General features: G+C 48.1%; 18 protein-coding genes. 1 reads left to right on the forward strand and 17 read right to left on the reverse strand.

Annotation, left to right across the window (positions count from 1 at the left end; genetic code table 11):
- Positions 1–22: 22 nt before the first annotated feature.
- The 12 genes from LRL21_RS17955 to LRL21_RS18010 all read right to left on the reverse strand — a co-directional run bounded on the left by LRL21_RS17955 (position 23) and on the right by LRL21_RS18010 (position 17,625).
- On the reverse strand, positions 23–925 hold the full coding sequence (locus LRL21_RS17955) for a carbohydrate ABC transporter permease (RefSeq protein WP_240417176.1): 903 nt from the start codon (positions 923–925) through the stop codon (positions 23–25).
- Between the two features lie 488 nt (positions 926–1,413).
- Positions 1,414–2,403, reverse strand: coding sequence for a carbohydrate ABC transporter permease (locus tag LRL21_RS17960; protein ID WP_240417177.1), 990 nt, complete (start codon positions 2,401–2,403; stop codon positions 1,414–1,416).
- Entirely contained in the window at positions 2,393–5,332 is a 2,940-nt protein-coding gene (locus LRL21_RS17965) for an extracellular solute-binding protein (protein WP_240417178.1), read from the reverse strand. Before LRL21_RS17965 ends, LRL21_RS17960 begins: the two co-directional genes overlap by 11 nt.
- Before the next feature lie 99 nt (positions 5,333–5,431).
- Positions 5,432–6,538: an ABC transporter ATP-binding protein gene (locus LRL21_RS17970; protein ID WP_240417179.1), complete on the reverse strand. Its 1,107-nt coding sequence runs from the start codon at positions 6,536–6,538 to the stop codon at positions 5,432–5,434.
- A gap of 263 nt (positions 6,539–6,801) precedes the next feature.
- Positions 6,802–7,839 (reverse strand): aldo/keto reductase, encoded by a 1,038-nt coding sequence (locus LRL21_RS17975; protein ID WP_240417180.1) that lies wholly within the window; start codon positions 7,837–7,839, stop codon positions 6,802–6,804.
- A gap of 51 nt (positions 7,840–7,890) precedes the next feature.
- The gene (locus tag LRL21_RS17980) at positions 7,891–9,081 is read right to left on the reverse strand and encodes an LLM class flavin-dependent oxidoreductase (protein ID WP_240417181.1); all 1,191 of its coding nucleotides are present in this window, start codon (positions 9,079–9,081) and stop codon (positions 7,891–7,893) included.
- Between the two features lie 209 nt (positions 9,082–9,290).
- Positions 9,291–10,613 carry an LLM class flavin-dependent oxidoreductase gene (locus LRL21_RS17985; protein WP_240417182.1) on the reverse strand — a complete coding sequence of 441 codons (1,323 nt, stop codon included), beginning with the start codon at positions 10,611–10,613 and terminating at the stop codon, positions 9,291–9,293.
- A gap of 235 nt (positions 10,614–10,848) precedes the next feature.
- The gene (locus LRL21_RS17990) at positions 10,849–11,916 is read right to left on the reverse strand and encodes an isocitrate/isopropylmalate dehydrogenase family protein (RefSeq protein WP_240417183.1); all 1,068 of its coding nucleotides are present in this window, start codon (positions 11,914–11,916) and stop codon (positions 10,849–10,851) included.
- Positions 11,917–12,023: 107 nt separating this feature from the next.
- The gene (locus LRL21_RS17995; RefSeq protein WP_240417184.1) at positions 12,024–13,355 is read right to left on the reverse strand and encodes an LLM class flavin-dependent oxidoreductase; all 1,332 of its coding nucleotides are present in this window, start codon (positions 13,353–13,355) and stop codon (positions 12,024–12,026) included.
- 29 nt (positions 13,356–13,384) lie between these two features.
- The gene (locus LRL21_RS18000) at positions 13,385–14,716 is read right to left on the reverse strand and encodes an ABC transporter substrate-binding protein (RefSeq protein WP_240417185.1); all 1,332 of its coding nucleotides are present in this window, start codon (positions 14,714–14,716) and stop codon (positions 13,385–13,387) included.
- 120 nt (positions 14,717–14,836) lie between these two features.
- A complete protein-coding gene (locus tag LRL21_RS18005; RefSeq protein ID WP_240417186.1) occupies positions 14,837–16,195 on the reverse strand; it encodes an LLM class flavin-dependent oxidoreductase in 1,359 nt (452 codons plus the stop codon).
- A gap of 53 nt (positions 16,196–16,248) precedes the next feature.
- A complete protein-coding gene (locus tag LRL21_RS18010; RefSeq protein WP_240417187.1) occupies positions 16,249–17,625 on the reverse strand; it encodes an LLM class flavin-dependent oxidoreductase in 1,377 nt (458 codons plus the stop codon).
- 737 nt (positions 17,626–18,362) lie between these two features.
- Here LRL21_RS18010 and LRL21_RS18015 point away from each other — a divergent pair.
- Positions 18,363–19,421, forward strand: coding sequence for a bifunctional 3-deoxy-7-phosphoheptulonate synthase/chorismate mutase (locus LRL21_RS18015; protein WP_240417188.1), 1,059 nt, complete (start codon positions 18,363–18,365; stop codon positions 19,419–19,421).
- A gap of 99 nt (positions 19,422–19,520) precedes the next feature.
- On the opposite strand, the gene LRL21_RS18020 is transcribed toward LRL21_RS18015, so the two are convergent.
- The 5 genes from LRL21_RS18020 to LRL21_RS18040 are packed head-to-tail and all read right to left on the reverse strand — an operon-like array spanning position 19,521 to position 24,252.
- Entirely contained in the window at positions 19,521–22,082 is a 2,562-nt protein-coding gene (locus LRL21_RS18020) for a cadherin-like beta sandwich domain-containing protein (RefSeq protein WP_240417189.1), read from the reverse strand.
- 57 nt (positions 22,083–22,139) lie between these two features.
- Entirely contained in the window at positions 22,140–22,679 is a 540-nt protein-coding gene (locus LRL21_RS18025; RefSeq protein WP_240417190.1) for a phage tail protein, read from the reverse strand.
- 15 nt (positions 22,680–22,694) lie between these two features.
- Positions 22,695–23,192, reverse strand: coding sequence for a phage tail protein (locus LRL21_RS18030; protein WP_240417191.1), 498 nt, complete (start codon positions 23,190–23,192; stop codon positions 22,695–22,697).
- 36 nt (positions 23,193–23,228) lie between these two features.
- Positions 23,229–23,732, reverse strand: coding sequence for a phage tail protein (locus LRL21_RS18035; RefSeq protein WP_240417192.1), 504 nt, complete (start codon positions 23,730–23,732; stop codon positions 23,229–23,231).
- A gap of 52 nt (positions 23,733–23,784) precedes the next feature.
- A complete protein-coding gene (locus LRL21_RS18040) occupies positions 23,785–24,252 on the reverse strand; it encodes a GNAT family N-acetyltransferase (RefSeq protein WP_240417193.1) in 468 nt (155 codons plus the stop codon).
- Between the last annotated feature and the right edge of the window lie 293 nt (positions 24,253–24,545).

Genomic DNA, 24,545 nt, shown 5'->3' on the forward strand with positions numbered 1-24,545 from the left:
CGCAAGAAGTCGTCCTCCTTTCTTATTTAATACCGGAATGCGCCATCGTGGAGATCACCTTTCCCTGGAAGAACAGGAAGATCAGCAGGTTGGGCACGAACATAATTAAAGCTGCTGCTGCTGCTGCGCCTTGACGGGCTACAATATTGGCTGCATTGTTCGTTAATGTGCTTAGAAAAAACGGGAAATTTTTCATTTCATCATTTTGCATAAACAGCTGAGAGGTTTCCACATTCCCCCATGAATTTTGAAACGTCAAAATCGCTACAGTCGCTACAGCCGGCATGCACACCGGAATAACAATTCGCAGAAACACCCGAATTTCGCCTGCTCCGTCAATTCTCGCCGCCTCCAGCAGTTCATTCGGCAGCTGATCGATAAACTGTTTAAGCAAAAAAACACCTACCGGCATGGCAAGCAGCGGTAATATATGCCCCCAATAGGTGTTCATAATGCCGAGATGGCTGACGACCAGATATCGCGGAATTTGCATCACCTCGGGAGCGAACATCAGCGTCAGCAGAATAAGGCTGAACACAAAGTGGTGACCCGGAAATTTATGCTTGGAAATCGGATAAGCGCACATGGCACTCACCAGCGTAACACCAACCACAGCAGCAACCGATATGAGCACGCTGTTAAACAAATAACGCGTAATCGGCACTGTGGAGTTGGCGGCTACCAGAAACAGCTCCGTGAAATTCTGCAGGGTAGGCTCCCTGACAAAAATATTAGGCGGATACACAAACAATTCATGATAAGGCTTCAGAGCATGGTTCAAAATATATACGATAGGCAGCAGCATGAAGATGGACAGGAGAACCATCAGGACGATCAATATTTTTTGAAACGTGTCCATTCTCTGCAGCCGGGGCCTTTTGCGGAATACATGGGAAAGCTTCCAGGGCAAGCGCAATGTTGTCATCTTTGAACCTCCTCAGGGCTTTCGTATGGAAAACTGACTTGGTAAGCACTGCTAGAAGTTCGGTTAATAAGTCTCGCTGCGCGGACAAATATCCTTCCGATCGCTGTTGAAATCGTGAAATTGGATATGATTAAGAGGTATATTCACGATTTCAAAGGCGAACGCTTACGCTTCTCCAGGATCATTTGTCCGCTGTGCTTGTTCTTCACCGGAATTATAAAGTTTTCCATAAAGAAAACTGACTTCGTAAGCACTGCTAGAAGTTCGGTTAATAATAGCGAAGTGGGTGGAATCGTTCTGGAGAAGCGAAGCGTTCGCCTTTGTCTTCGGATTTTTACCAATGCATATCTTATATAATCAAGAAAATCCTAAGACAACAGCGATTGGAAGAATGATCCGCCCGCGCAGCGCATACTTATTCACCGGACTTCTAGAGTTTTGCCAAGCAAAACTGACTTTGCAAGTACTGCTTAGTCCGCTGCGTACGGCTAGTCATCGGCTGAACCGAACAACGTCCAGCTTAATTTGTTGGACACATACATCAGGATCAACAGAAATACGGAAATCGCTGCTGCATAGCCCATTTCAAAACGGATAAACCCATAATCATCGATATGATTAATAATCAAATGGCCTGCGTATTCAGGGGTTGGATTCACACCGGACAGCTCCACACCAATCGCTCCCGCTTTGAACGTCGCAACAATAGCCATCACCGCTCCGAACAGCATCTGCGGCTTCATCGACGGAATCGTGATGAACCAGATTTCCTGTATTCTGCTGGATATGCCATCCAGACGCCCCGCCTCATACAGCTCCTTGTTCACATTGAGAATACCAGCCAGCATGGCCAAAAAGCCGACGCCCATACTGGACCAGAGCGTAACCACAATCATCGAATTCATTAAATAGTCTTTACTCGTTACCCACAGCTTAGGTACATCAATGAACCCAAGCTGCAGCAGTATACTGTTCAAGTAACCGATTCGATCACCCGTCAGCATAGGCAGCCAGACGATCGACATTGCAATTCCAATGGTCAGAGATGGTGTATACATCGCAAGCGCGAACCATCTGCGCAGTGAATCGGGCAGCTGGGTAATCAGCCAAGCCAGCGTAAAAGCTGCAATATATCCGCCTGGCCCGACGATAAGCGCAAATTTGAACGTATTGGGCAGTGCATATTTCAAGAACAGCAGATCCTGAGAGATCAAATACTGAAAATTTTGCCATCCGATAAATCTTGGCTGTTCAATCGCATTAAAATAAGTGAAGCTCAAGCCCACCGCCGCAAGCACCGGGATGAAAATAAAGGCGGTGAAGCACAGCATGAACGGTGCAATAAAGAGATAGGATAGACGATACGCCCATATTTCCGACAGCAGGCTGCCAAGTCTGCTCTCTTGCGGCTCCACCTGTGGCTTTGCAGACGCCTTGATGGGCGTGCTGATCGCGACATTCGAGACTTTATTTAACATAGGCGTTAACCCCTTCCCACGGCTTATTAATCACCGGCAAATCCAAAGTTTTGATTACACGTCCATCCTGATCGACATAACCGAATTCCTGCTGCTTGCGCCTGAGCTCTCTGTCGATGTCCAGAACAGCCGTTTCCAGTGAGCTTCGATAATTCGTGCCATCCACCACAGCCCGCAGCCAGGCATTCGTAATCTCTCTTTCCAGAAAATATCCGCCCGGCAGGTTGGGAACATCCTTGTACCAGCTCCACTGCTTGAGAATGACGTTGGCATCCTCCTGCTTCCATGGCAGCTTGGTGAAAGCCTGAGCATTGGATGTATTCCAGCGGAAAGCCACGCCATTCACAGCTTCGATATCGTTGCCATACCGTGCCTGGGTTTCTGGAGAAATCCACCACTGCATGAATTTCCAGGCCTGATCCTTTTTCTTGGACTTTTCAAAAATAACACCTGTTCTTTGCCCGCCTCCGGCCCACCGCTCAATGGTTCCATCCGGCTGCTTCACCCCGGGAATTTCGGCAATTCCCCAGCGATTATTAAGCTCAGGCGCCGCAGCGGTCAGCTGTACATACATATTGTAGTCCGAGACGCCAATCGGCATCGTTCCTCTGCGGAAATGCTGGTAAAAGCTCGGGACCTCTTTTTCCACTGCATACGTATTATACAGGTCGGTCCACTGCTTGAACGATTTAAAGCCCTGTGGCGTATCGAGTACCATTCGCAAACCTTGAGGCTCATAAAACTCCGAATGATTTTGATAAAAGAAAGGCGTATAATCCTTCGGATTCATATAAAAATTCAAAGAATTTTGCTGTAAAACCGGCAGCAGTGCATACACATCGTCCCACGTCTGCGGAATCTCGAGACCCAGTTGCTTTAAAATATCCTTTCTATAAAAGAGAACCTGAAACGACTGTGTTTCCGGGATCGCATAATATCCCTTATTGTAATGAAGCGGCAGCCATGACCCGGGGCTGAATTGCTGATATATCCTTCCAAAATCAGGGAGCTTCGATAAATCCGTGACACTTCCGCGAATCGCATAATCCACAGGCAAATCCTGCGTTAAGCCAAGCGCCACGTCCGGCTGAATGCCCGCTGCATTGGACATGACGAGCAGCTGTGGTGTCGGCAGCAGGTTAACCTTTACCTTAATACCCGTATCCGCTGTGAATACCTCATCCGTCAGCTGCTGCAATTGATCCACGTAGTCGCGACCGCGCTGCACCCAGACGTTCAATACACGTTCATCCAAATCACTCAAGCTGTCTCTGGATTGAAAGGAGTAGAAAAAATTCGTGACTGAGCCTGCTATTTGCGAAATCCAGGAGGCTTCCATCTCTGGGAACGGTTTTTCCAATGGAGCAATGTAGATTTCATCCAGCTGTAATGGCTGCTGCAGCAGTTGTTCAATGAAATTACTAATCTTTTCATTAATACTTGTAATTTGATCGGCATAATAAGGTACATCATCCAGCTTCTTCAGCAGCTCGCGAATATCCTGCGCCGACGTACTGAAGCCCTGAATAATGCTGTCTTTACTGCCATTGACCTTGAGCAGCTGCCCGGACAAGCTGTCCATCAGCTTGGCAGTTTCATCCAGACGACCTGCCAGATCGGGCAGGTCCTGATCCACCTTCCAGGTACGGTTTCTATCAATCAAACCACCGGTTAGCGCTCTTAAATCCTGATCGATAGAACGAAGCCGCTGCGACAATTCATCAATTCCGATCAGAACCGGCTTGACTGGGGCTCCAGTCACAGCTATTGATAAGGTATGCTTGCCTTTTTCCAGAAACAGCTCGTAGGGCTTGCCGTCAGGCTGTTCAAGGACAGTCCCCTTCCAGCCTGAATTGTAGGGAAAACGATATGTAAGGAACTCTTCAAAAGGAACCTTGCCATCAATCTTGATTCTGCGGAAAGATGACTTTTGCGAAATTTGATTTTGCAGGGATCGCAGTGCCAGCTTGTATTTACCTGTCTCCGGCACCTCGAAATTCCAGGTAATTTCCTGATTCTGATACATCCATCTTTTCCCTCCTACCGTATTGTAGGTGATTCTACCCTTGGCAACAGGAACTGTCCGCGGGTCGGTATCGGAAAACAGCTTGATCGAAGTATCATTCTTCAAAGCCATATCCTCGGCCTGTAGGGTCAAGGCTTGCGCTTCAACAGGCTTGGATTGCGGATAAGCTGCAGCCACCCCTGCGTAAGGCTTGAGCTTTTCGGGAGGTACGATTCGCAGCTCCTCTATAGCGACTGGCTCGTTTCCACTGAGTCTGATCGTATGAACGCCCTCGGTGAGATACCACTTTAACGGATTCGCGTACGCGCCTTCCGAGTCAATAAACGGTTGTATACGCCAAGCCGGCGCTTCAATCGAGCGGGGTCTGACTTCGTCTCCATCGTCATTTTTCAGGATCGGACGCGCGTCCTTCCATTCCCGGAAAAATGTAATCGATGAAGCCTCCCGAAAGGGATGCTTCCCGTCAAGTGTTACGTCCCATGCGATTGGATTGCCGACTCCGTTACCCGGAAGCGGACGATAAGAAGCGTGAAATTCGTATAAACCCTTTGCGGATACGTTAAACTGGTATTCCACCCAGCTTGTCGAAGCTGGCTTCCATTGCAGTACATCTGCTTTTCCCTCCAAGCTGCCTGTAGAAAAGATTGAACCCTCAGAGCGTGCCGCAGGTGTTGCGGCTTTAATGATAACAGAGGCAGCTGCATCCTGAGCTCCCTGCTGCTTCCACGTTTGCAGAACATCTGCATAATAAGGCTCGGAGTCAGGGCTATTTATGGTTTTGGCATCCGGTGCTTTGGCAGCTTGTGGTGTGACAGCAGTCGGGGGCTGCTGCTCCTGCTTAATAGCTGTTGCATTTGCCACCGGAGCTGTCCCTTCCGCAGGCAGGAGGCTTATCGATCCCAAGACGCAAGCTAACACAGCAGGCAGGATTCGCTTCCGAGCATGTTTAGTTAAATGAATGGACAACAAAGCGTACACTCCCTTCCCGATGACAAATGTGATTTAAACAAACCTGGTTCCGGTATCTCTATGGAAAAATAAAGCCTTCGTCATATCTGGAGAAAGCCGAACCTGCTCCTCTTCCTTAGCCTGGAAGCCCGGATTAACCCGAACGACCAGCAGCTTATCCTGTCCGATATCCAGATGAAGGAATCGATCCGCACCCATTAATTCACTGAGCTTATACACACCGGTTAATATCGCATCGGAATAAAGACCTTCCAAATTAATATTTTCCGGCCGGATTCCAAGCGTTAACGTCCGATTAATCTGATTGTGCTTAACCAGGATCGGCGCCAAATCATTTGGGATTTCCAATGAAAAGCGAGATGTGGAAAACTCCAGCTTGCCCGGAACATTTTCCACAATGCGCCCATCGATAAAATTCATTTGCGGTGAGCCGATGAAGCTGGCAACGAAGGTATTGCTCGGGAATCTATAAATCGTTTCCGGAGTATCCACCTGCTGGATGACGCCGTCCTTCATGACCACAATCCGATCACCCATCGTCATCGCTTCGATCTGATCGTGTGTTACGTAGATGAAGGTGACGCCCAACGTTTTGTGAAGCTTGATAATTTCCGTACGCATCTGCACCCGCAGCTTCGCGTCCAGATTGGAGAGGGGCTCATCCATAAGGAACACTTTGGGATTACGCACAATCGCACGGCCTAACGCAACACGCTGACGCTGACCCCCTGATAAATTTTTGGGCTTGCGGTCCAGATATTGCTCAATCTCCAGCACACGCGCCGCCTTTTTCACCGCCAGATCGATTTCATGCTTGGGCAGCTTGCGCAGCCTGAGACCGAAGGCAATATTTTCGTAGACACTCAAATTCGGATATAAAGCGTAGTTTTGAAAAACCATCGCGATGTCCCGATCCTTGGGAGGCAGGTTGTTCACCAGCGTGTCGCCAATATAAATCTCGCCTTCCGTGACGTCCTCAAGCCCGGCAATCATCCGCAATGTCGTTGATTTGCCGCAGCCGGATGGACCTACAAAGACAAGGAATTCCTTATCTTTGATGTCCAGATGGAAATCGTGAACGACCGGATGCTTATCCTTGCCATATCGCTTGTATAAATGATTAATCACAATTTCCGCCATGATCACTACTCCCTCTTGTCGCTAGTAGAAGTACGGTGAATAAGTACCGCTGCGCAGCCAAATATCCTTCCGATCGCTGTTGTCTTCAGATTTCTTGATTATATAAGACATTTAGCTGTAGAAATCCGAAGACAGCGTAGGCTTCCGAAGTCGCTTTCTTACAGAAAGCGTGTAGGCGAACGCTTCGCTTCTCCAGGATCATTTGGCCACTCCGCTATTTATTCACCGCACTTCTAGGTCATCCATCATCCAATGCTTCCTGATCAGCCTTTTGCTGTACCTGCGGGTTCTTTAAGCGCTGATCCGCCTTGGCCGGAGCCTGCCGCTTCGCTCGTAATAACATCAATCTCGGCAAGCTCCTCAGCCGAGAGCTTTTCGCCTACATGCTGCACCGATTCTGTAACTTGCAACGCACTGGAAGCACCCAGAATAGCGGACGTGATATGCGGTCTGCTCACAACCCATGTTAGTGCCAGCTGAGCCAATGACCAGCCCTTGCGCTCGGCAATCCCTTTCAGCTGCTCAACAATTCGGAAGTTGCGCTCTTCATCAAGCAGCACCTGCAGACGTTTCTCGCCAGCTGCTCCACGAGTGCCTTCCGGCGGAGCTTGCTCAAAATTATATTTGCCAGTCAACAAACCGCGTCCAAGCGGACTGTACACAATTACACCCACTTCTTCGGAAGCGGCAAAAGGCAGCAGCTCTTTTTCAATATCCCGGGCAATAATGCTGTATTCCGGTTGTACACTTTCGTATCGATGAAGGTTCAAGCGGGCCGAGATGCCATGTGCCTTGGCAATTTGCCATGCGGCGTAATTGGAGGCACCTATGTATCTAACCTTTCCTTGACGGACCAAATCATCCAACGCTCTCAAGGATTCCTCAAGCGGCGTTTGTTCGTCAAAGCGGTGTACCTGATACAAATCGATGTAATCCGTTTTCAAGCGTCTAAGACTGTTTTCAACCGCGCGAAGAATGTGATAACGGCTCTGACCTGCGTCATTGGGCTCCAGACCTACACGACCGTGAACCTTCGTTGCCAAAATAATACGGTGTCTGCGTTCTCCGAGCAGGTTGCCAAGAATCGTTTCCGATTGGCCGCCCTCCAACGGATTGTTGCGATCCGAACCGGTGCCGTACACGTCTGCGGTATCAATCAGGTTAATACCAGCGTCAAGTGCCGCGTCCAATACGTCAGCCGATTGCTGTTCGCTGATCCAGCGTCCAAATGCCATCGTGCCCAGACTGACCTCGGATACTTTTAAACCGGTTCTGCCAAATTTTCTAAGATTGATGCTCATGATCAAACACTCCTTATATATGGGGTTGAGTTATTTAAGTTTATGAATGCGTTAAGATTTGTTGGTGACAGCAGCACGCTCCAGCAGCTTTTTCTTTACAGCTGGGATCAATGCTTTGCCGGAAATCGATGCTTCCTCTAAATTCGGATAGCCAGAGAGAATGAAGGAGGAGACGCCGATATCGATGTATTCAATCAAACGATCCGCTACCTGATCCGGTGTGCCAACAAAGGCCATTGCACCACCTCCGCGTACAACGGATAGCCCTGCCCAGAAGTTAGGGGCAATGACATAATCATGTTTGGCCGATTGCCTCCGCACCTGATTTTGCCTCTGCTGTCCAGCCGATTCGGCCTGTGAGAACCTTGCTTCCGTTTCCTGCAGCGTAGCAGGATCGACTTTGCTTACAATCAGCCTGGCTGCTGCCCAAGCCTCTTCCTCCGTCTCGCGAATAACTACCTGCGCTCTGATGCCGTAGCGGATATTGCGGTCAATCCCCTGCGTCCTGTGCAGCACATCGCGGTGATATTCCACTTCATCAATCTGCTCCTTGATCCAATCGAGCGGCTCCGCCCACATCAGATATACATCGGCAATCTCGGCTGCCGTTCGCTTCGCAGCAGGAGAGCTGCCGCCAAAATAAAACGGTGGATGCGGCTTTTGTACAGGTGATGGATAGCTGACTCCACCCTCAATTTGAAAATACTGGCCGTTGAAGTCAAACGGCTCCACTTCCTCGCTCTTCCCACGGGAAGCCAGTATTTGATTCCCTTCAACCTCCTGAGAGTTAATCCATAGCTGGCGGACGATCTTGATATATTCCAGCGTCCGTGCGTATCTGGCATCCTTATCAAAGGCCAGTGAATCTCCCATAGCCTTCATATCCTCGGCAGAGCTGCCTGTCACGATATTGATCAGCGCTCTGCCTCCTGTCACTTCATCGAGCGTTGCTCCCATCCTTGCAGCCAGCGCAGGAGCGATTAAGCCTGGTCGCATAGCTACCAGCGGCTTGAACACCTTCGTATGCGCAGCCAGTGTCGCTCCCATAATCCAGGCATCCGTGCAATGCCCGCCTGTCGGGATCAAGGCAAAGGTGTAACCAGCCTCCTCCACAGCTTGTGCAACACGTATCATGTAGGCGGTATCCACCACACGGTCAGGCTTGACGCCAATAAATGGACCATCTCCTCTTGTTGGCATATACCAACCGAACTCCGGCTCAATGGCATGATGCTGAACCATTTTCTCCTCACTCCTTGGAATCAGTTTGCGATTTTAAACAAAAAGAGCACAACAAAGTGTTGTGCTCTTCCAGTGGTCTGGTCATCGCAGTTTATTATTCCTATAGTTTTAGTATGAATTTGATCACTTTACCATAGCACTGCCAATATGGCAATGATATTTTAAAATTTGTTCAAGACTCCCTTCCAGGCCTTAAACTATTTTAATGCCTATACATGAAGCAAGCTGTTAGCAGGGCGCACAAGCCCCAGATTTTCACGCAAAGTTTTCCCTTCATAGCTCGTACGGAACAAGCCTCGGTTCTGCAGCTCGGGGACTACCTTGTCCACGAAAGCCTCCAACCCGTTCGGATAAAGCGGAGGCATTAAGTTAAATCCATCGGAGGCACCATGGGTAACCCAATGCTCAATCACATCAGCGAGCTGAATAGGCGTACCTGTGAAGGTTAAGTGCCCACGACCGCTGGCAAGACGATTCACAAGCTGACGAATCGTCAGGTTCTCCTTGCGAATCAAATCCAGAATAAGCTGATGACGGCTTTTGCTGCCGTTGACTGAATCTATTCCCTTGGCGCTATCAAATGCAGACACAGGAAACGGACCATCGATGGGATAACCCGTCAAATTAACGCCGAACCGCTCCGACAGCTTGTCTACGGCATCCTCGACATCATTAAATGCGTTTAATTCATCCTCCAGGTCCTGGGCTTCAGCTGCGGTATCGCCAATAATCGGACTGAGTCCCGGCAAAATCACAAGCTGCTCCGGGACACGGCCATATTTAGCCAATCTGGCTTTGACATCTGTATAAAATGCCTTACCTTCACCAAATGTAGGCTGTGCCGTAAAAATAGCTTCCGCCGTCTTCGCAGCAAGTTCTTTTCCGCTCTCCGAGGAACCTGCCTGAACCAGTACGGGATAGCCCTGCGGAGGACGTGGAATGTTAAGCGGCCCTTTGACCTTGTAGACCTTGCCTTTGAAATTGATTTCATGCAGGCGCGTTTCATCAAACTGAACACCGGACTGCTTATCAAAGACAAGCGCCTCCTCCTCCCAGCTATCCCATAGCTGCTTCGTTATTTCGACAAATTCCTCAGCAGCCTCATAACGCTTGGAATGCTCCAGATGCTCCTCCCGGCCAAAGTTGTATGCAGTCGCATCCGTATGCCCGGTAACAATATTCCATCCGGCCCGGCCCTCGCTGATATGATCGAGCGATGCAAATTTACGTGCCACATGATAGGGCTCATTGTACGTTGTCCCAACCGTGCCAATCAATCCGATGCGCTCGGTCACAGAAGCCAAAGCCGAGAGCAGCGTGAAGGGCTCCAGCCTTCTGCCGGTTCCTACATAGCCGTCTGCCATAAACAGTGAATCCAGCAGCCCCCGCTCTGCGATCTGTGCCAGCTTTAAATAATAGTGAAAATCAAATCCCAGCTCCGGGTGAGTATCCGGGTGCCGCCATGCTGCTGCGTGATGACCGGCTCCCCGCAAAAAAACATTCAGGTGTACTTGACGTTGGGCTTTGCTCATCAACCCCGCCCCTTTCTTCATGTTGTTGATTTCTGTGTCCATTTAGGTCCACATGAAAAAACCGAAGACATGGCTTATAAAAGCCAAATCTCCGGTTGTCCGGTGGTTGGTTACACAATGTTCATTATTCCTATGTTATTACTGTATTTTGAAATATAGCACCCCTTATGTTCGATGTCAATAAGGTTTCACAATATTTTTCGGGAATAAATGTCAGAAGGCATCCCAGTTAATGTCAACTCAGCTTCCCGATAACTGCTTGTGTAAATGCAGTCGTTGATGCCGAGCCGCCCAAATCCTGTGTCCGTACACCGTCTGCAATCGTACTTAATATTGCCTGTTCAATAAGTCGCCCCAATTGATACAGCGCAGGATCGTTATGCCGATTGCTCAGCCAGTCCAGCAGCATCACAGCCGAGAGCAGCTCCCCGACCGGATTAGCGATATTGCGTCCTGCGATGTCCGGTGCCGATCCGTGGGCTGCCTGCGCCATAGCTCTATCATCGCTTGCATTAATCGAGGGGGCTAGTCCAAGGCTCCCCACCAGCTCGCCCGCCAAATCGGAGAGGATATCGCCAAACATATTCGTTGTCAAAATGACGTCAAAATCTTTTGCACGCCGCACCAGATGTGCAGCCATCGCGTCAATATGATAGTCGTCCACCCTGACTTCCGGGTATTGAGCCCCTACCTCACGGCAGGTGCTTAAGAACAGGCCGTAACCGAGCTTGATCACATTAGCCTTGTGGACAATGGTCACGTGCTTGCTCCGCTTCATCGCCATCTGAAAAGCGGCATGGGCGATACGTTCGGCAGCCTTCCGCGTAAATACACCCACCGATATAGCCACATCAGGTGTAACCAGCCACTCTCCTGTACCTGCATACATATTGCGATCGGGATAAAAGCCCTCCGTGTTTTCACGGTAAATAACCAGGTCCGCTTCACCCACTACACTCTGGATTCCCGGAATCGTTTTGTTCGGGCGGATATTGGCATACAAATCAAAATGGTGACGCAGCTCGCCGCTTGGATTCCGCTTCTCCTGATGCTCCGGCGGGTAGGAGGAGGAATCGTGTGGTCCAATTATCCAGCCATCGCAGCTGCCGAGCGCCTCCTTCGTGAGTAGAGGCAGTGCATCACCGTACTCCCTGATCGCAGACCAGCCCATTGGAAGCTCCAGCCAGTCAAGCTCGACATTCTGTATGACTTTCGATGCAGCTGTTACCACTTCAACTGTAGCCCGAACGATTTCCGGACCAATTCCATCCCCCAGCAAGACACCAATTCTATACACATTCATTGGAACCCCTCCTTTGTCATTGACATGAATGCAGCCAATCATAACACTCCGCAGCCATTTCTACCAGAGGGTATGACAATAAATAGACGAGCTCTCACGCTATCGTATCAGCTCTGCTGTACGGCAAGATTAGGAAATTGGCGCGAATTTACCGGTCGAACCAAACCCAAATTCTCACGCAATGTTAGACCCTCATAGGCAGTTCGGAACAAGCCCCTGTTTTGCAGCTCAGGAATGACTTGATTCACAAATACATCCAATCCGCTCGGATATAGCTGCGGCATTACGTTAAAACCATCAGCAGCCCCATTTTTGAACCAATGCTCCATCACATCAGCCATTTGTAAGGGTGTCCCTGTAAAGGTTAGATGGCCCCTTGCACCTGCAAGACGCTGCACCAGCTGACGGATCGTCAAATTTTCATTGCGGACCAGATCGATTACAAGCTGATGACGACTTTTATTGCCATTGACCTCTTCTAGCTCCTTCGCTTCATGCAGGGGAACCGGGCCATCAATCGGATACTCCGATAAATCGACACCAAAGCGAGAGGATAACCTTTTCACAGCATCCGTTGTATCTATCAGGTTGTCCAGCACCCGCTCAATCTCTCTCGCCTCGGCTTCCGTATCCGCCAGAATTGGACTGATTCCTGGTAATATATGCAGCTGCTCCGGTGTTCGTCCATACTTGGCCAACCGCGATTTAACATCTGTATAAAAAGCTTTGCCGTCCGCAAACGTCTGCTGCGCTGTGAATATAACCTCGGCTGTCTTGGCCGCCAATTCCTTGCCGCTTTCAGAGGAGCCTGCTTGTACCAGCACCGGATAGCCCTGAGGTGGACGTGGAATGTTCAGTGGACCCTTTACCGAATAATGCTTCCCCTTGAAATTGATTTCGTGAACTTTACCATGGGCGAACTGGGTACCTGACTGTTTATCATAAACCAGCGCATCGTCCTCCCAGCTATCCCACAGCTGCTTCGTCACCTCAACGAATTCTTCTGCGGTTTCATAGCGAAGAGAGTGTTCCGGGTGTTCGTCCCTGCCGAAATTCGCCTCTGCCGAGCCTGATCCGGTTACGATGTTCCAGCCAGCTCGTCCGTGGCTGATATGATCGAGAGAAGCGAATTTACGCGCAATATGGAAGGGCTCATTATACGTCGTATTAACTGTGGCGATCAGTCCGATATGCCGGGTGACGGCAGCAAGCGCAGACAAAAATGTGAACGGCTCCAGCCTGTTCGTTTTGCCCACATAACCATCAGCCAAAAAGAGCGAGTCGAGCAGACCACGCTCTGCGGTCTGTGCCAGCTGAATGAAATGTTGAATATCAAGCGATAGCTCCGGATGTGTGTCCGGGTGCCTCCATGCAGCTTCATGATGCCCGGCTCCACGAATAAAAGCGTTCAAATGCAGCTTGCGTTCTGATGTACTCATCTAACCAATCTCTCCTTTTTGGATCATTATTATTGATTTTTTTGCAGCCTTTCAACCTCTTTATTTATGTTTTCAGACGCTTTGCGAATCGTCGAATTGACATCAAGACCATGGGCCAAATCCAGATTGGCTTCGGTCATGTATTTGGCAATATCCGTTTCGAATTGATTGGATTTATGAGTTTGCAGCGGTGTGCCTACAAAAATATTTTGAATCTTCTTCCCCTTCAAGGTGCCTACCTCTGCCCCATATTCCTTCTCCAGCTCGGGGTTAATAATCGCAGGCACCCTGCCGTTGCGCGAAATAATTCGTTGTGCTTCATCCGAGAGCAGGTATTGAATAACCTGGAAGGCGGCGTCTTTTTTCTTACTTAGACTGGTCATTGTGATGGAATGAACCTGGGTCTCCCGTGTTTTGCCTAGCTGATCAGCAAAGGTGGGAACTGGAGCAATATCCCAGTTCACATCAATTCCCTGCTGTCGCAACTCCTCCATCGGTCCGACCATATTGGCTAACCAAGCCGGCCGCATCGCCATCGTCCGATCCTTCATAAAGACATCCCTGCCCCACAAATATTTGGTGTTGTCCTTAGGGAGGAAGCCGGGAATTTCAAAGTTAGCCTTCGTGATATTGAATACCCGCAGCCAGTCCGGGCTGCCAAGCAAGGATTTGCCTGTTATCGGATCAATCGTCGCCAGTGCCAGGCTCCGTGAATAATAGGTGAGGCCTTCGGCATCCAAACCTATGTACTGTACCCCATTTTCAGTCCGTGTCAGCTGGCGGGCCAGATCCAGAGCCTGCTCCCAGGTCATCTGCTCGTCTGACGGATACGGAACACCGAATTTATCAAAAACGTCCTTATTGTAATACAAAATGTGCTGATTGGAATTGTAAGGCACACCATAAATCTCGCCGTTGTCGCCGAACGAATGAATATAGCCAGTTAAATAAGGCTTGATCCGGCTTTCGTCAAAATTATATTTTTTAAACCACGGACGCAAATCCTCGACTACCTTAAGCTTTTTTAACGTATGATAATTGTCTCCAAACACCAGATCTGGAACGGTACCTGAAGAAAATAATTCCGGAACCGTCACCGTAGAGGGTGGCTCCAGCCGGTCAATCGTTATATGTTTAAATTTCTTTTCAACCGGGTCCTTGATCTGGTTTTTGAATTCAGTAGCCGTAAAGGTCGCCCCACTCACATAAAAAATCAGATTAACCGGCTCAGTGATTTCCACAGGCTTGTCTGATAATGACTGCTGGTTCTGCTCGTCAGTCCTCTTCCCATCTTTGGAGCAGGCCGTGAATAGAACAGAAAAAGCTGCAATAATAGCAAGTGCCGATTTTGTTGGTTTCATCCTCAACAGGCTCCTTTGGTTCAGTCGTTTGTTTATTGACACGAAAAATAACCGGAAACATGGTATTAAGCATGTCCCCAGTTGTCTGGAAGTGTATGATTCATCATCATATTGCAACAGCTATCTCGCTGCCTCTTGTGCTTCAATCGTTTGGTTGTTGGCCGCCCAAATCTTATTGTGCTGGTTATCCGGCCTTGCCAAACCGAGATTCTCCCGCAGCGTCCTGCCTTCATAGGCCGTGCGAAAAATCCCGCGATTTTGCAGCTCCGGTATTACCTTGTCCACAAAGGCATCCAGACCTGTCGGAAAAATTGGCGGCAAAATATTAAAGCCGTCAGCTCCGCCTTCGCGGAACCACTTCTCAATAAAATCAGCTATTTGCAGAACAGAACCTGTGTGGGTAATATGGCCATGGCCTCCGGCACTCCGACTAATGAATTGTTTGATTGTAAATTTATCTCGAATCGCAGCATCGATAATCACGTCGCGCCTTGAAGTGATCCCTACTCTGAACTCCTCTGCTGGTCTCAGCTTGTCTATCGGTACAAGTGCGTCCAATGGATATTCGGATAAATCCACCGTAAAGAAACGTGACAGGTTACGCAATGCATTCTGCTTATCCAGCAGCGTGAAGAGCTCCTCCTCGAGGTCCCTGGCCTCCGCTTCCGTGTCGCCGATAATCGGGCAAAGCCCGGGTAAAATCAGCAATTGATCCGGCGTTCTTCCGAATTTGCCCAGTCTGCCCTTCACATCGGTATAAAACTCCTGCGCAGCGCCAAGCGTTTGCTGAGCAGTGAAGATCGCTTCTGCCGTTCTTGCCGCCAGCTCCTTGCCACCTTCCGAAGATCCGGCCTGAACAAGCACTGGGTACCCTTGAGGCGGACGTGGAATATTGAGCGGACCTTTTACTTTGTAATATTCTCCCTGAAAGTTAATGTTATAAACCTTGCTCGAATCAAGGCGAATATCCTTTTCTTTGTTATACACGAGTGCATCTTCTTCCCAGCTATCCCACAGCTGCTTGACGACATCTACAAATTCTTCTCCCACCTTATAGCGCTGTTCCACATCCGGGTGCTCATCCCGGCCAAAATTGTGCGCAGCAGATTGGGCGCCTGTGACAATATTCCAGGCAGCACGCCCTTTGCTGATGTGATCCAACGAAGCAAACTGACGGGCAACATGATAAGGATCGTTATAGGTCGTTCCGACGGTAGCAATGAAGCCAATATGCTTCGTAAGCGCGGCAAGCGCAGAGAACAGCGTGAACGGCTCGAACCCTCGGGATAAACCGGCATAACCGTCCGCGACAAATAGAGAATCCAGCAGTCCTCGTTCTGCAGTTCGCGCCTGCTTGGCAAAATGCGCCAGCTCCAGGCCAGCGTTCGGATTGACTAACGGATGCTTGGAAGAAGCCGCATGATGTCCGGTACCACGGATAAATACATTAAAATGGGCCTTTCTGGAAGAATCGGTCAATTGGGTTCACCTCATATCATCATAGTCGTGCGTGTAATAGATTTCTCTCAATCTTATTGAGCTGGCTCATAAGCCGAATCCTTCACTGCTTGGTGGTGTCTGGCTGTCCATATTTCCCGATTTTTGTTCACAGGGCGCGTCAGTCCAAAATTTTCACGTAATGTGGCACCCTCATATGCAGTCCGAAAAATACCGCGATTTTGCAGCTCGGGTATTACCTTATTAATGAAAGTTTCCAGGCTGTGCGGCACAACCTGCGGCAGTAAATTAAAACCGTCAGCTCCACGCTCCCGCAGCCACGTTTCAATAAAATCGGCCACCTGCAAATAGGATCCCCGATAAGTAACGTGACCATGGCCACCAGCACTGCGATTTAAAAATTGTCGGATTGTCAAATTATCTCTGCGCACAGCGTCAAGCACAACCTCACGCCGGCTTGTTATGCCTCCGTTCCGACTGCCATCCTCAGGTTTAACCTTATCAAGTGGTACCCGGTCATCCAACTCATACTCGGACAGATCGACCGAGAAAAAACGTGAGGCCTGCTTTAATGAGCTTTCCAGATTCAACAAAGAAAATAAATCATCCTCCAGATCCTTGGCCTCTGCTTCGGTCTCGCCAACAATCGATCCCAGTCCAGGCATAATGAGCAATTGATCCGGATTTCTTCCGTACTTCGCCAATCTGGATTTGACATCGGTATAAAACTCTTGCGCGGCTCCGAGCGTCTGCTGTGCGGTAAAAATCACCTCGGCATGCTTGGCCGCCAATTCCTTGCCAGCTTCCGAGGAACCTGCTTGAACCAGAACCGGATAGCCCTGCGGAGGACGGGGTATATTCAGCGGTCCCTTTACATTAAAGTAAGTGCCTTTAAAATCAATTTCATGCACATTGGTATGATTAACCTGCAGATTCCGCTCACTGCTGCTCGTTACATCATCTTCATCCCAGCTATCCCACAGCTGCTTGGTGACCTCAACGAACTCATCGCCAATTTCATAACGTTTGCTGGGCTCTGGGTACCCACCCCACCTTGTAATATTGTTGCCGTCCTCTGGTGAATGCCCTGTTACGATATTCCAGGCAGCACGCCCTTTACTCAAGTGATCTAACGATGCCAGCTTTCTTGCAACATGAAAAGGATCATTATAGGTCGTGCTTACTGTTCCGATCAGGCCAATATGTGTCGTTACTGCCGCCAGCGCCGAGAGCAGCGTGAATGGCTCCAGCCTTCTGCCCGTTCCCGAATAATTGTCTGCCATGAATAGTGAATCGATTAGCCCTCGTTCAGCCAATTGAGCCAGTTCCACATACTTGTCAATGTCCAAATCTCGTTCAGGCTCCGCATCAGGATGCTTCCATCCCCCCGCATGGTGCCCTGCAATGCGAACAAACACATTAAGACGTATCTTCCGTTCCGTTTCACTCATATCTCTCACACTCCGCTTTGCAAATTAAAGTCACCGCACCGACATACCGCCCAATACCTTTCATACCTACCTCAAGAACGTTTTTTCCCCAGAATGCACAAAAACCGGAAACAAGCCGAGGCTGGTTTCCGGTGGTCCGGTTTTCCTATCAATTTATAAAATTCATATGCGAATACTCGGTTATAAATTTACCATCGGAATTACAGTTTTGTCAAGATGTGTTGTGTTAAAGAAATATAGCTTTAAACCAAATTAGGCATTTTTCTATGTTTGGTTTGTTGTTCAAATGCAAATGAGCTTTTTGGGAAAGATTACATTTTTAACCCCTTGCACACGTCACAACGATAAAGCGAATCAGCGTTAAACCACATGCTTGCAATATTCCAAAAATGATTTAAAATGCATAATAATCAAGTTCAACTTCATTGCAAAACAAGCGATGACGGAAAGAGTACACGGTAATCGATTCATTACAGGGACGGAGTGCCACCGACTGAAAGCACCCGATCGAACGACCCGTCGAAGTTCACTCCCGAGCTGGTTCCTGAACGGCTGCCTGCATACTGGCATCTCTTAGGGATACCCGTAACTCTCTGCGTTAAGGGACTAAAGTGAGAATAGCATTCCTGTTAGCACAGGAACTGTTGTTCTAATTAGGGTGGTACCACGGCTTCTCGTCCCTTGCGATGAGGAGTCTTTTTGTTTGTCAAAAAACATATTAGAGGGAGCGAATCAGAATGGATCAAATCAATTTAGAGCAATTAAGGGGAAATTTAACAGGAATCAATCGACAGCTGCTGGAGTTGTTGTCGGAACGGGCACAGATTGCTCAGGAAATTGGACATCTGGCAGAGAAGCACGACCTTCCGAGGTTCGATCCTGTAAGGGAGAAGCAAATGCTGGAGGAGCTCATCGCCCGTAACACCGGGCCTTTGGATCACGAAACCATTCGCCAGCTGTTCAAGCAAATTTTCCAAGCCACTACGGAATCTCAACAAACGGGTCATAAAAAACCATTACTGGTCAGCCGAAAAAACCAGAAGGCAGATACTATGGTGACCCTCGGAGATATTACTGTTGGAGGCGGAAAGCCCGTCCTGATCGCCGGTCCTTGTTCGGTCGAAAGCTATGAGCAGGTCCGTCAAGTAGCTGCCTCATTGAAGCAAGCGGGAGTTACCGTCATGCGCGGCGGCGCATTCAAACCAAGAACGTCCCCGTATGATTTTCAAGGGTTAGGGATAGAGGGGTTGAAAATTTTGAAGGAGGTGGCAAGCGAATTCGGTCTTAAAACAATCAGTGAAATCGTCAATCCTGCCCATATCGAATTGGCAAGCGAATATATTGACGTCATTCAAATTGGTGCACGTAATATGCAGAACTTCGAGCTTCTAAAGGCCGCAGGCCAAGTACGCACACCTATCCTGTTGAAGCGTGGCCTTGCCGCTACTATTGAGGAATTTCTTCATGCAGCAGAATACATCTTGGCTGGTGGCAACACGCAAGTGATGTTGATCGAACGCGGAATTCGGACGTATGAGAAGGCAACCCGCAATACTCTGGATATATCGGCAGTTCCGATTCTGAAGCAGGAGAGCCATCTGCCGGTTCTCGTGGATGTCACCCATTCAACAGGCCGCAAAGCAATATTCGCTCCTTGTGCCAAAGCCGCATTGGCCGCGGGTGCAGATGGCATCATGGTAGAGGTACATCCCGATCCTGCAGCTGCCTTGTCCGATGCAGCCCAGCAGCTCAATATTGAAGAGTTCCATCGCTTCCACGCCGAGCTCCAAATATAGTTTATTCGTATTCGCTATCACCATGTATAAGCATAATCACGTACAAATAGACTCAAAAAAATCGGCAAATCCCGAAGGATAAGCCGATTCGCAATGAATCTATTTGATTATTATAGGTAAAATCTGTAGCAGCATAAAGCGCATATCATCACTATCAATCTTTCCATCTTGATTGATATCGAACATATGAGTAGAGAAGTGTGACACGTCTTCTACGGTTATATTACCATCACCATTTAAATCAACGTAACCCAAGGAAGGCTGGGCCGAACGGTTGATCGTCACTTCAAAGGATTTTTGCTGGCCGTCATGCGTAGTTACAACGATTGTTAAAGAGCGGGTCCCCGTTGCTAAATTCGATACCAGGATGGAGTTCGCCGTGTACGTGGCCCCGGTTACGCTGAATGAAGCATTGGGATCGGAAAGAACTACACTCAGGTCCACTGATTTGATCTCATACCCTACATCCAGATGATAACTGTTGGAGGTACGCTGCAAAATCTTATTCATATAAGTGATCGTACTGATATCAGCTACGCCCAAACCTTGCTTATTCACATCTATGGTGTAAGTCTTGCTGGATACATGATCAGGTGCTGTCACTTTGACAGAAACGGTGTTAGACCCGATATGATTCAGATATACAGCGCCAGTTACCGTTGTGCCGTCAGCTATAATTTCAAATCTGGCTTGAGATTCAACAGGAACAGCAAATACCTGAACACTGTAAACACTATTCATTACACTTGCTGCGTAGCTCGTCGTACCTGAGAAAAACGCTGGATTCAACGTGCCTGTACTCAGCGATAAACTACTTAAATCCGCGTTATTGCTCGCTGCTCGGCTGACCGTTGCCGTATAAGTCTTCGTTGAGTTATCCTGTGCCGTCACCACTACTGTGACGGTATTAGCTCCTACATTCAATGGAACGGTTGCTGCATTGCCGCTGGTTACCGTGTTTCCGTTTACCTTAAGCGTCGACGTGTTATCCGCTAATGTTGGCGTCACTTTCAAGCTGCTTACAGGGTAAGCTACAGCACCTGTGTAACTGATCGTTCCTGATGCAAATGCTGGCGAAAGCGTTCCTTGATCCAGCATCAGATTGCTTAAATCAGCATTATTACTCGGGGCTGCTCGATTAACTGTTACTGTATAAGTCCTCGTCGAATTATCCTGTGCTGTCACCACCACCGTGACGGTATTAGCTCCTACATTCAATGGAACGGTTACTGCATTGCCACTGGGTGCTGCGTTCCCATTTACCTTAAGTGTCGCCTTGTTATCCGCTATTGTCGGAGTTACATTAAGGCTGCTTACAAGGTAACCTACATCATTTGTGTAGCTGATGGTTCCTGATTCAAACACAGGTGTTAGTGTTCCTTGGTCAACAATCAAATTACTCAATTCGGCATTGCTGCTGGCAGCACGATTGACGGTAACTGTATAAGTCTTTTGTGTCGTGCCGTCCTGGGCTGTAACCAATATCGTGATGGTGTTAGACCCTATATTCAATGGGATTGTTACGGCACTACCACTTGCAGCGGCGCTTCCATTGAGCTTAACCGTTGCATTACTGTCTGCTAAAATAGCGGTTACCTCTATACTACTCACTGCATTAGCCACTGCAGAAGTATAGCTGATTGTTCCCGCTGCGAACGGAGGCGATAGTGAGCCCTGGCTAAGCGTCAAATTACTCAGGTTGGCATTCGTACTTAGTGCTTGCGATTCCATCCAGCCTTCTTGGCCTACAGCAACAAACTGGCTTTCACCATAAGCAACAGCATTGAAAAATTTTGTAGTATTCGAGGTTTCATTCGTCCAGGCAACGCCGTCAGATGAGGAAATAATTTTCCCGTTATCACCTGCGGCGACAAATTTTCCAGCTCCATAAGCGGCACCGTTTATTCCTGCTGAACCGTTCGGAACAGCCCGCGATGTCCAAGTGGCACCATCTGGTGATGTGAGCAGGGTTCCCGATGACCCCACAGCTATAAACAAACTGCTGCCATAAGCTCCTCCCCACAGATCATTCGTTGTGCCTGAGGTTTGCAGTGTCCATGTAATTCCGTCAGATGAGCTATAGATAGTACCCGCAGATCCTGCCGCGATAAACTTTCCCCCACCGTATAGGACTCTATTGAGATCCTGTGATCCCTTAGTTTGTGAACTCCAGCTTATCCCATCTGTAGAGGTGGTTATTACCCCACCTTTCCCAACGGCTACTATGCGGGACCCACTATAAGCAAGAGCATATAGGTCGTTAACCGTCCCCGAGGCTTGTTGAATCCAGGTCCCGCTATTACCGGTAGGAGAAGTCATAATATTGGCAGCATTGGAGCCAACCGCAACCCATTGAGTCCCTGTATACACAGCATCATTAGGAATAAACGGAACAGCCTGTTTAACCCATGTAATCCCATCTGCAGACGAAACAATCTCACTGCTTACAGGATCAACAGCGAGCCATTTTCCTCCGCCAAAAGCAGCATTTTGAAGCTGCCCTGTGATCGTAGCGTTCGAGGTTTGGCTTGTCCAAATACCCGAAGCCATAACCATATTGTGAAAGCCATAGAATACGCTAAGCAAGGAAATCGCTAATATGGTTAGCAGCAATTTGGGTGATTGCCGAAACTGCTTAGCTATTCGTATTCTGATCATCATTAGATCCCCCTGTCATCACTTGCCTGATGCTGCATCCTTAACACTTGAACTTTCATACTATGACCGATTTGGGAAAATTCCGTTCTGACAAATGATGAAGTTCATCACAAGAAAGGGCTGCATGTTGTTGTGCGGTTGACCCCCTCCAGTTGCAGAAAGTGCATTTGGATGCATAGTCACATTGGCATTTGCGCTGTATATTGGAGCTTGCTGCGGATGAGGTCTGCCCTGTGCGGGTGCCTCTGCCCAATAATGATTGGCAGGCTCGGTTGAAGAGCCCGGTATCTCATAAGCCTGTGCCGCATGAGTGTGTCTTGGCATTTCAGATGCGCTAAGCGCTAACGAATTGACACCGACTTGTTCACCTACAGTGCGAGGCGTTAAGCCTGCCCCCTGACCTTGATGCATCGGAGCAGCTCCATTCAGATTGGGTAAAGCAAAAGTTGAGGTGCCATTCCCGCCATACTGAACACCCAAAATGGAAAAAAGTGCTGTGTTCTGAGAGATTGATAGTAGCTGTCCATTACATAAGGCCCAATTTACCGGCGCAAAATTACCTGAGAAAATCCGTATTTCTCCAATATAAGCGTCTGCCATATGATTAACCCCCCTTTAACTCCTTGATGGATAAATCCCTTGTGTTGCAATACAATAATTCAACGTCAAGTAGGGCTGCATATTGGAATGAGGCTGACTGCCACCAGTATTGGCAATTGCTGTTCCATTCATTGGTGTAATAGCTGCTGCAGGGCCATATAGGTTGTTTTGCATACCCCATACTTGGTTTTGAGGGGAAACGCTTGTTGAAGGATCTGATGAGCCCTGAGCCAAGTGCGAATGAGTTGGCATTTCATTTATATTTAAAGTATGACTTGCTTCTCCCCCTTGTTGCCCAAGCGTAAGGTTTGAACCCACATGAACAGGAACGCGTCCTCGCAAGTCAGGTAAAGCAAACGTCGTTGTACCATTTCCTCCGTACGTGGTGCCAAGCAGCGAGAAGAGCGCTTGATTGGTGGCAATCGACATGGTTTGACCATTACACAATGCCCATCCTCTTGGGGCACGCGCATAGGAAAACAACCGAATTTCAGCTAAAAAAGGATCTGACATTTAAGCACCTCCGACTCGATTTAGTAAATAAAACGGTTAGTCAAAAGACGGGAAAATTCCTACCAGTGCAATAATAAAGGTAATTGTCAGGGAGGGCATCATGTTGTCGTGCGGCTGATTCCCACCTTCCAGTGAGACGGTTTGCTGGTTCAGCGTGACAGGATTGCCATTCGCCTCAGTATACGTTTTAGCTACGTTGGTCGCCCAAATGGCATTGCTTGGAGAGGCTTGAATTCCCGTTTGGGTAGAAGCTTGAGGCACATGGGTATGTTGAGGAAGCTCATTGGCTATAAGGGTAACGGTCTCGGTACCACCCTTAGCCCCTAAAGGGTAGGCAGTAGTTGAATGGATGGGGATTCTCCCTTGAAGATCAGGCAGTGCAAAAGTGGACATCCCATCGCCTCCAAACGTCGTTCCAATCAAAGTGTAAAGAACCTCGTTCTGAGATATACTCATCACTTGGCCATTACACAACGCCCAACCTGCTGGGGCGTAGTTTCCTGCAAACATACGAATTTCACCTACATAGGGTATAGCCATCTATCTTTCACCTCATTATATTATTCGTATGAACACGCCAGTAAAGCTCTTCTTATTCGTTGAACCATATCATATTTTCATATAATCCATTGCTTCCAACACTTGTAAAACCAAGTCGCTCGTATAACCGTTTAGCGGGATTGTGCTGCAGAACGCTGAGACGAATCGATTTTGTCGTTGGCAGTCCTTCTCCAGATTGTAAGGAACGAATCATTAACGTACCTATTCCTTGATTGCGAGATTCCGGTAATAACGCAATATCGATAAGTTGGATTTCTTTTGCTGTAATACCGTACATCACACGACCCACACGAAGATCGTTATATAAAATGATATAGTGGTTCGCATCAGGAAATTGAGCCTCATAAGAACGTCTTTGCGCAGTCCATTGCATATGGAGAAAAGCATTCGTTGCTGCAGCATCCCAGCCCCACGTCACTATTTCAGCTTCTCGAGTGCTTGCATAAAGATTATATAAAAAGGATTCGTCATTAGAAGTAACCTGAATCGTATTCAGCATAATTCCCTTTCTATGTAAGAAATACTCACAATATGGACATTCCTCTTTATCCAATAACATGATATCATCAACTTAACGCCATTAATTACATATTCTATAACCACTTAAAAACTCCTTTTTTCGAGTCGATATTGATTGCTTTTTTCGCTTCTACTTCTATACATGACATCAAGGTTAAATTTCGTAAATTATCGTAAATAATTATCGCAAATTGATTATAAATTATTTGTTTTTTTGCCGTTTTTCTCTCATTTTATGTTATCTTAAAAGAGTCTGTAATGATGATAATGCTA

Source organism: Paenibacillus periandrae (assembly GCF_022458865.1).
In the GTDB taxonomy this organism is placed as follows: Bacteria; Bacillota; Bacilli; order Paenibacillales; family NBRC-103111; genus Paenibacillus_S; species Paenibacillus_S periandrae.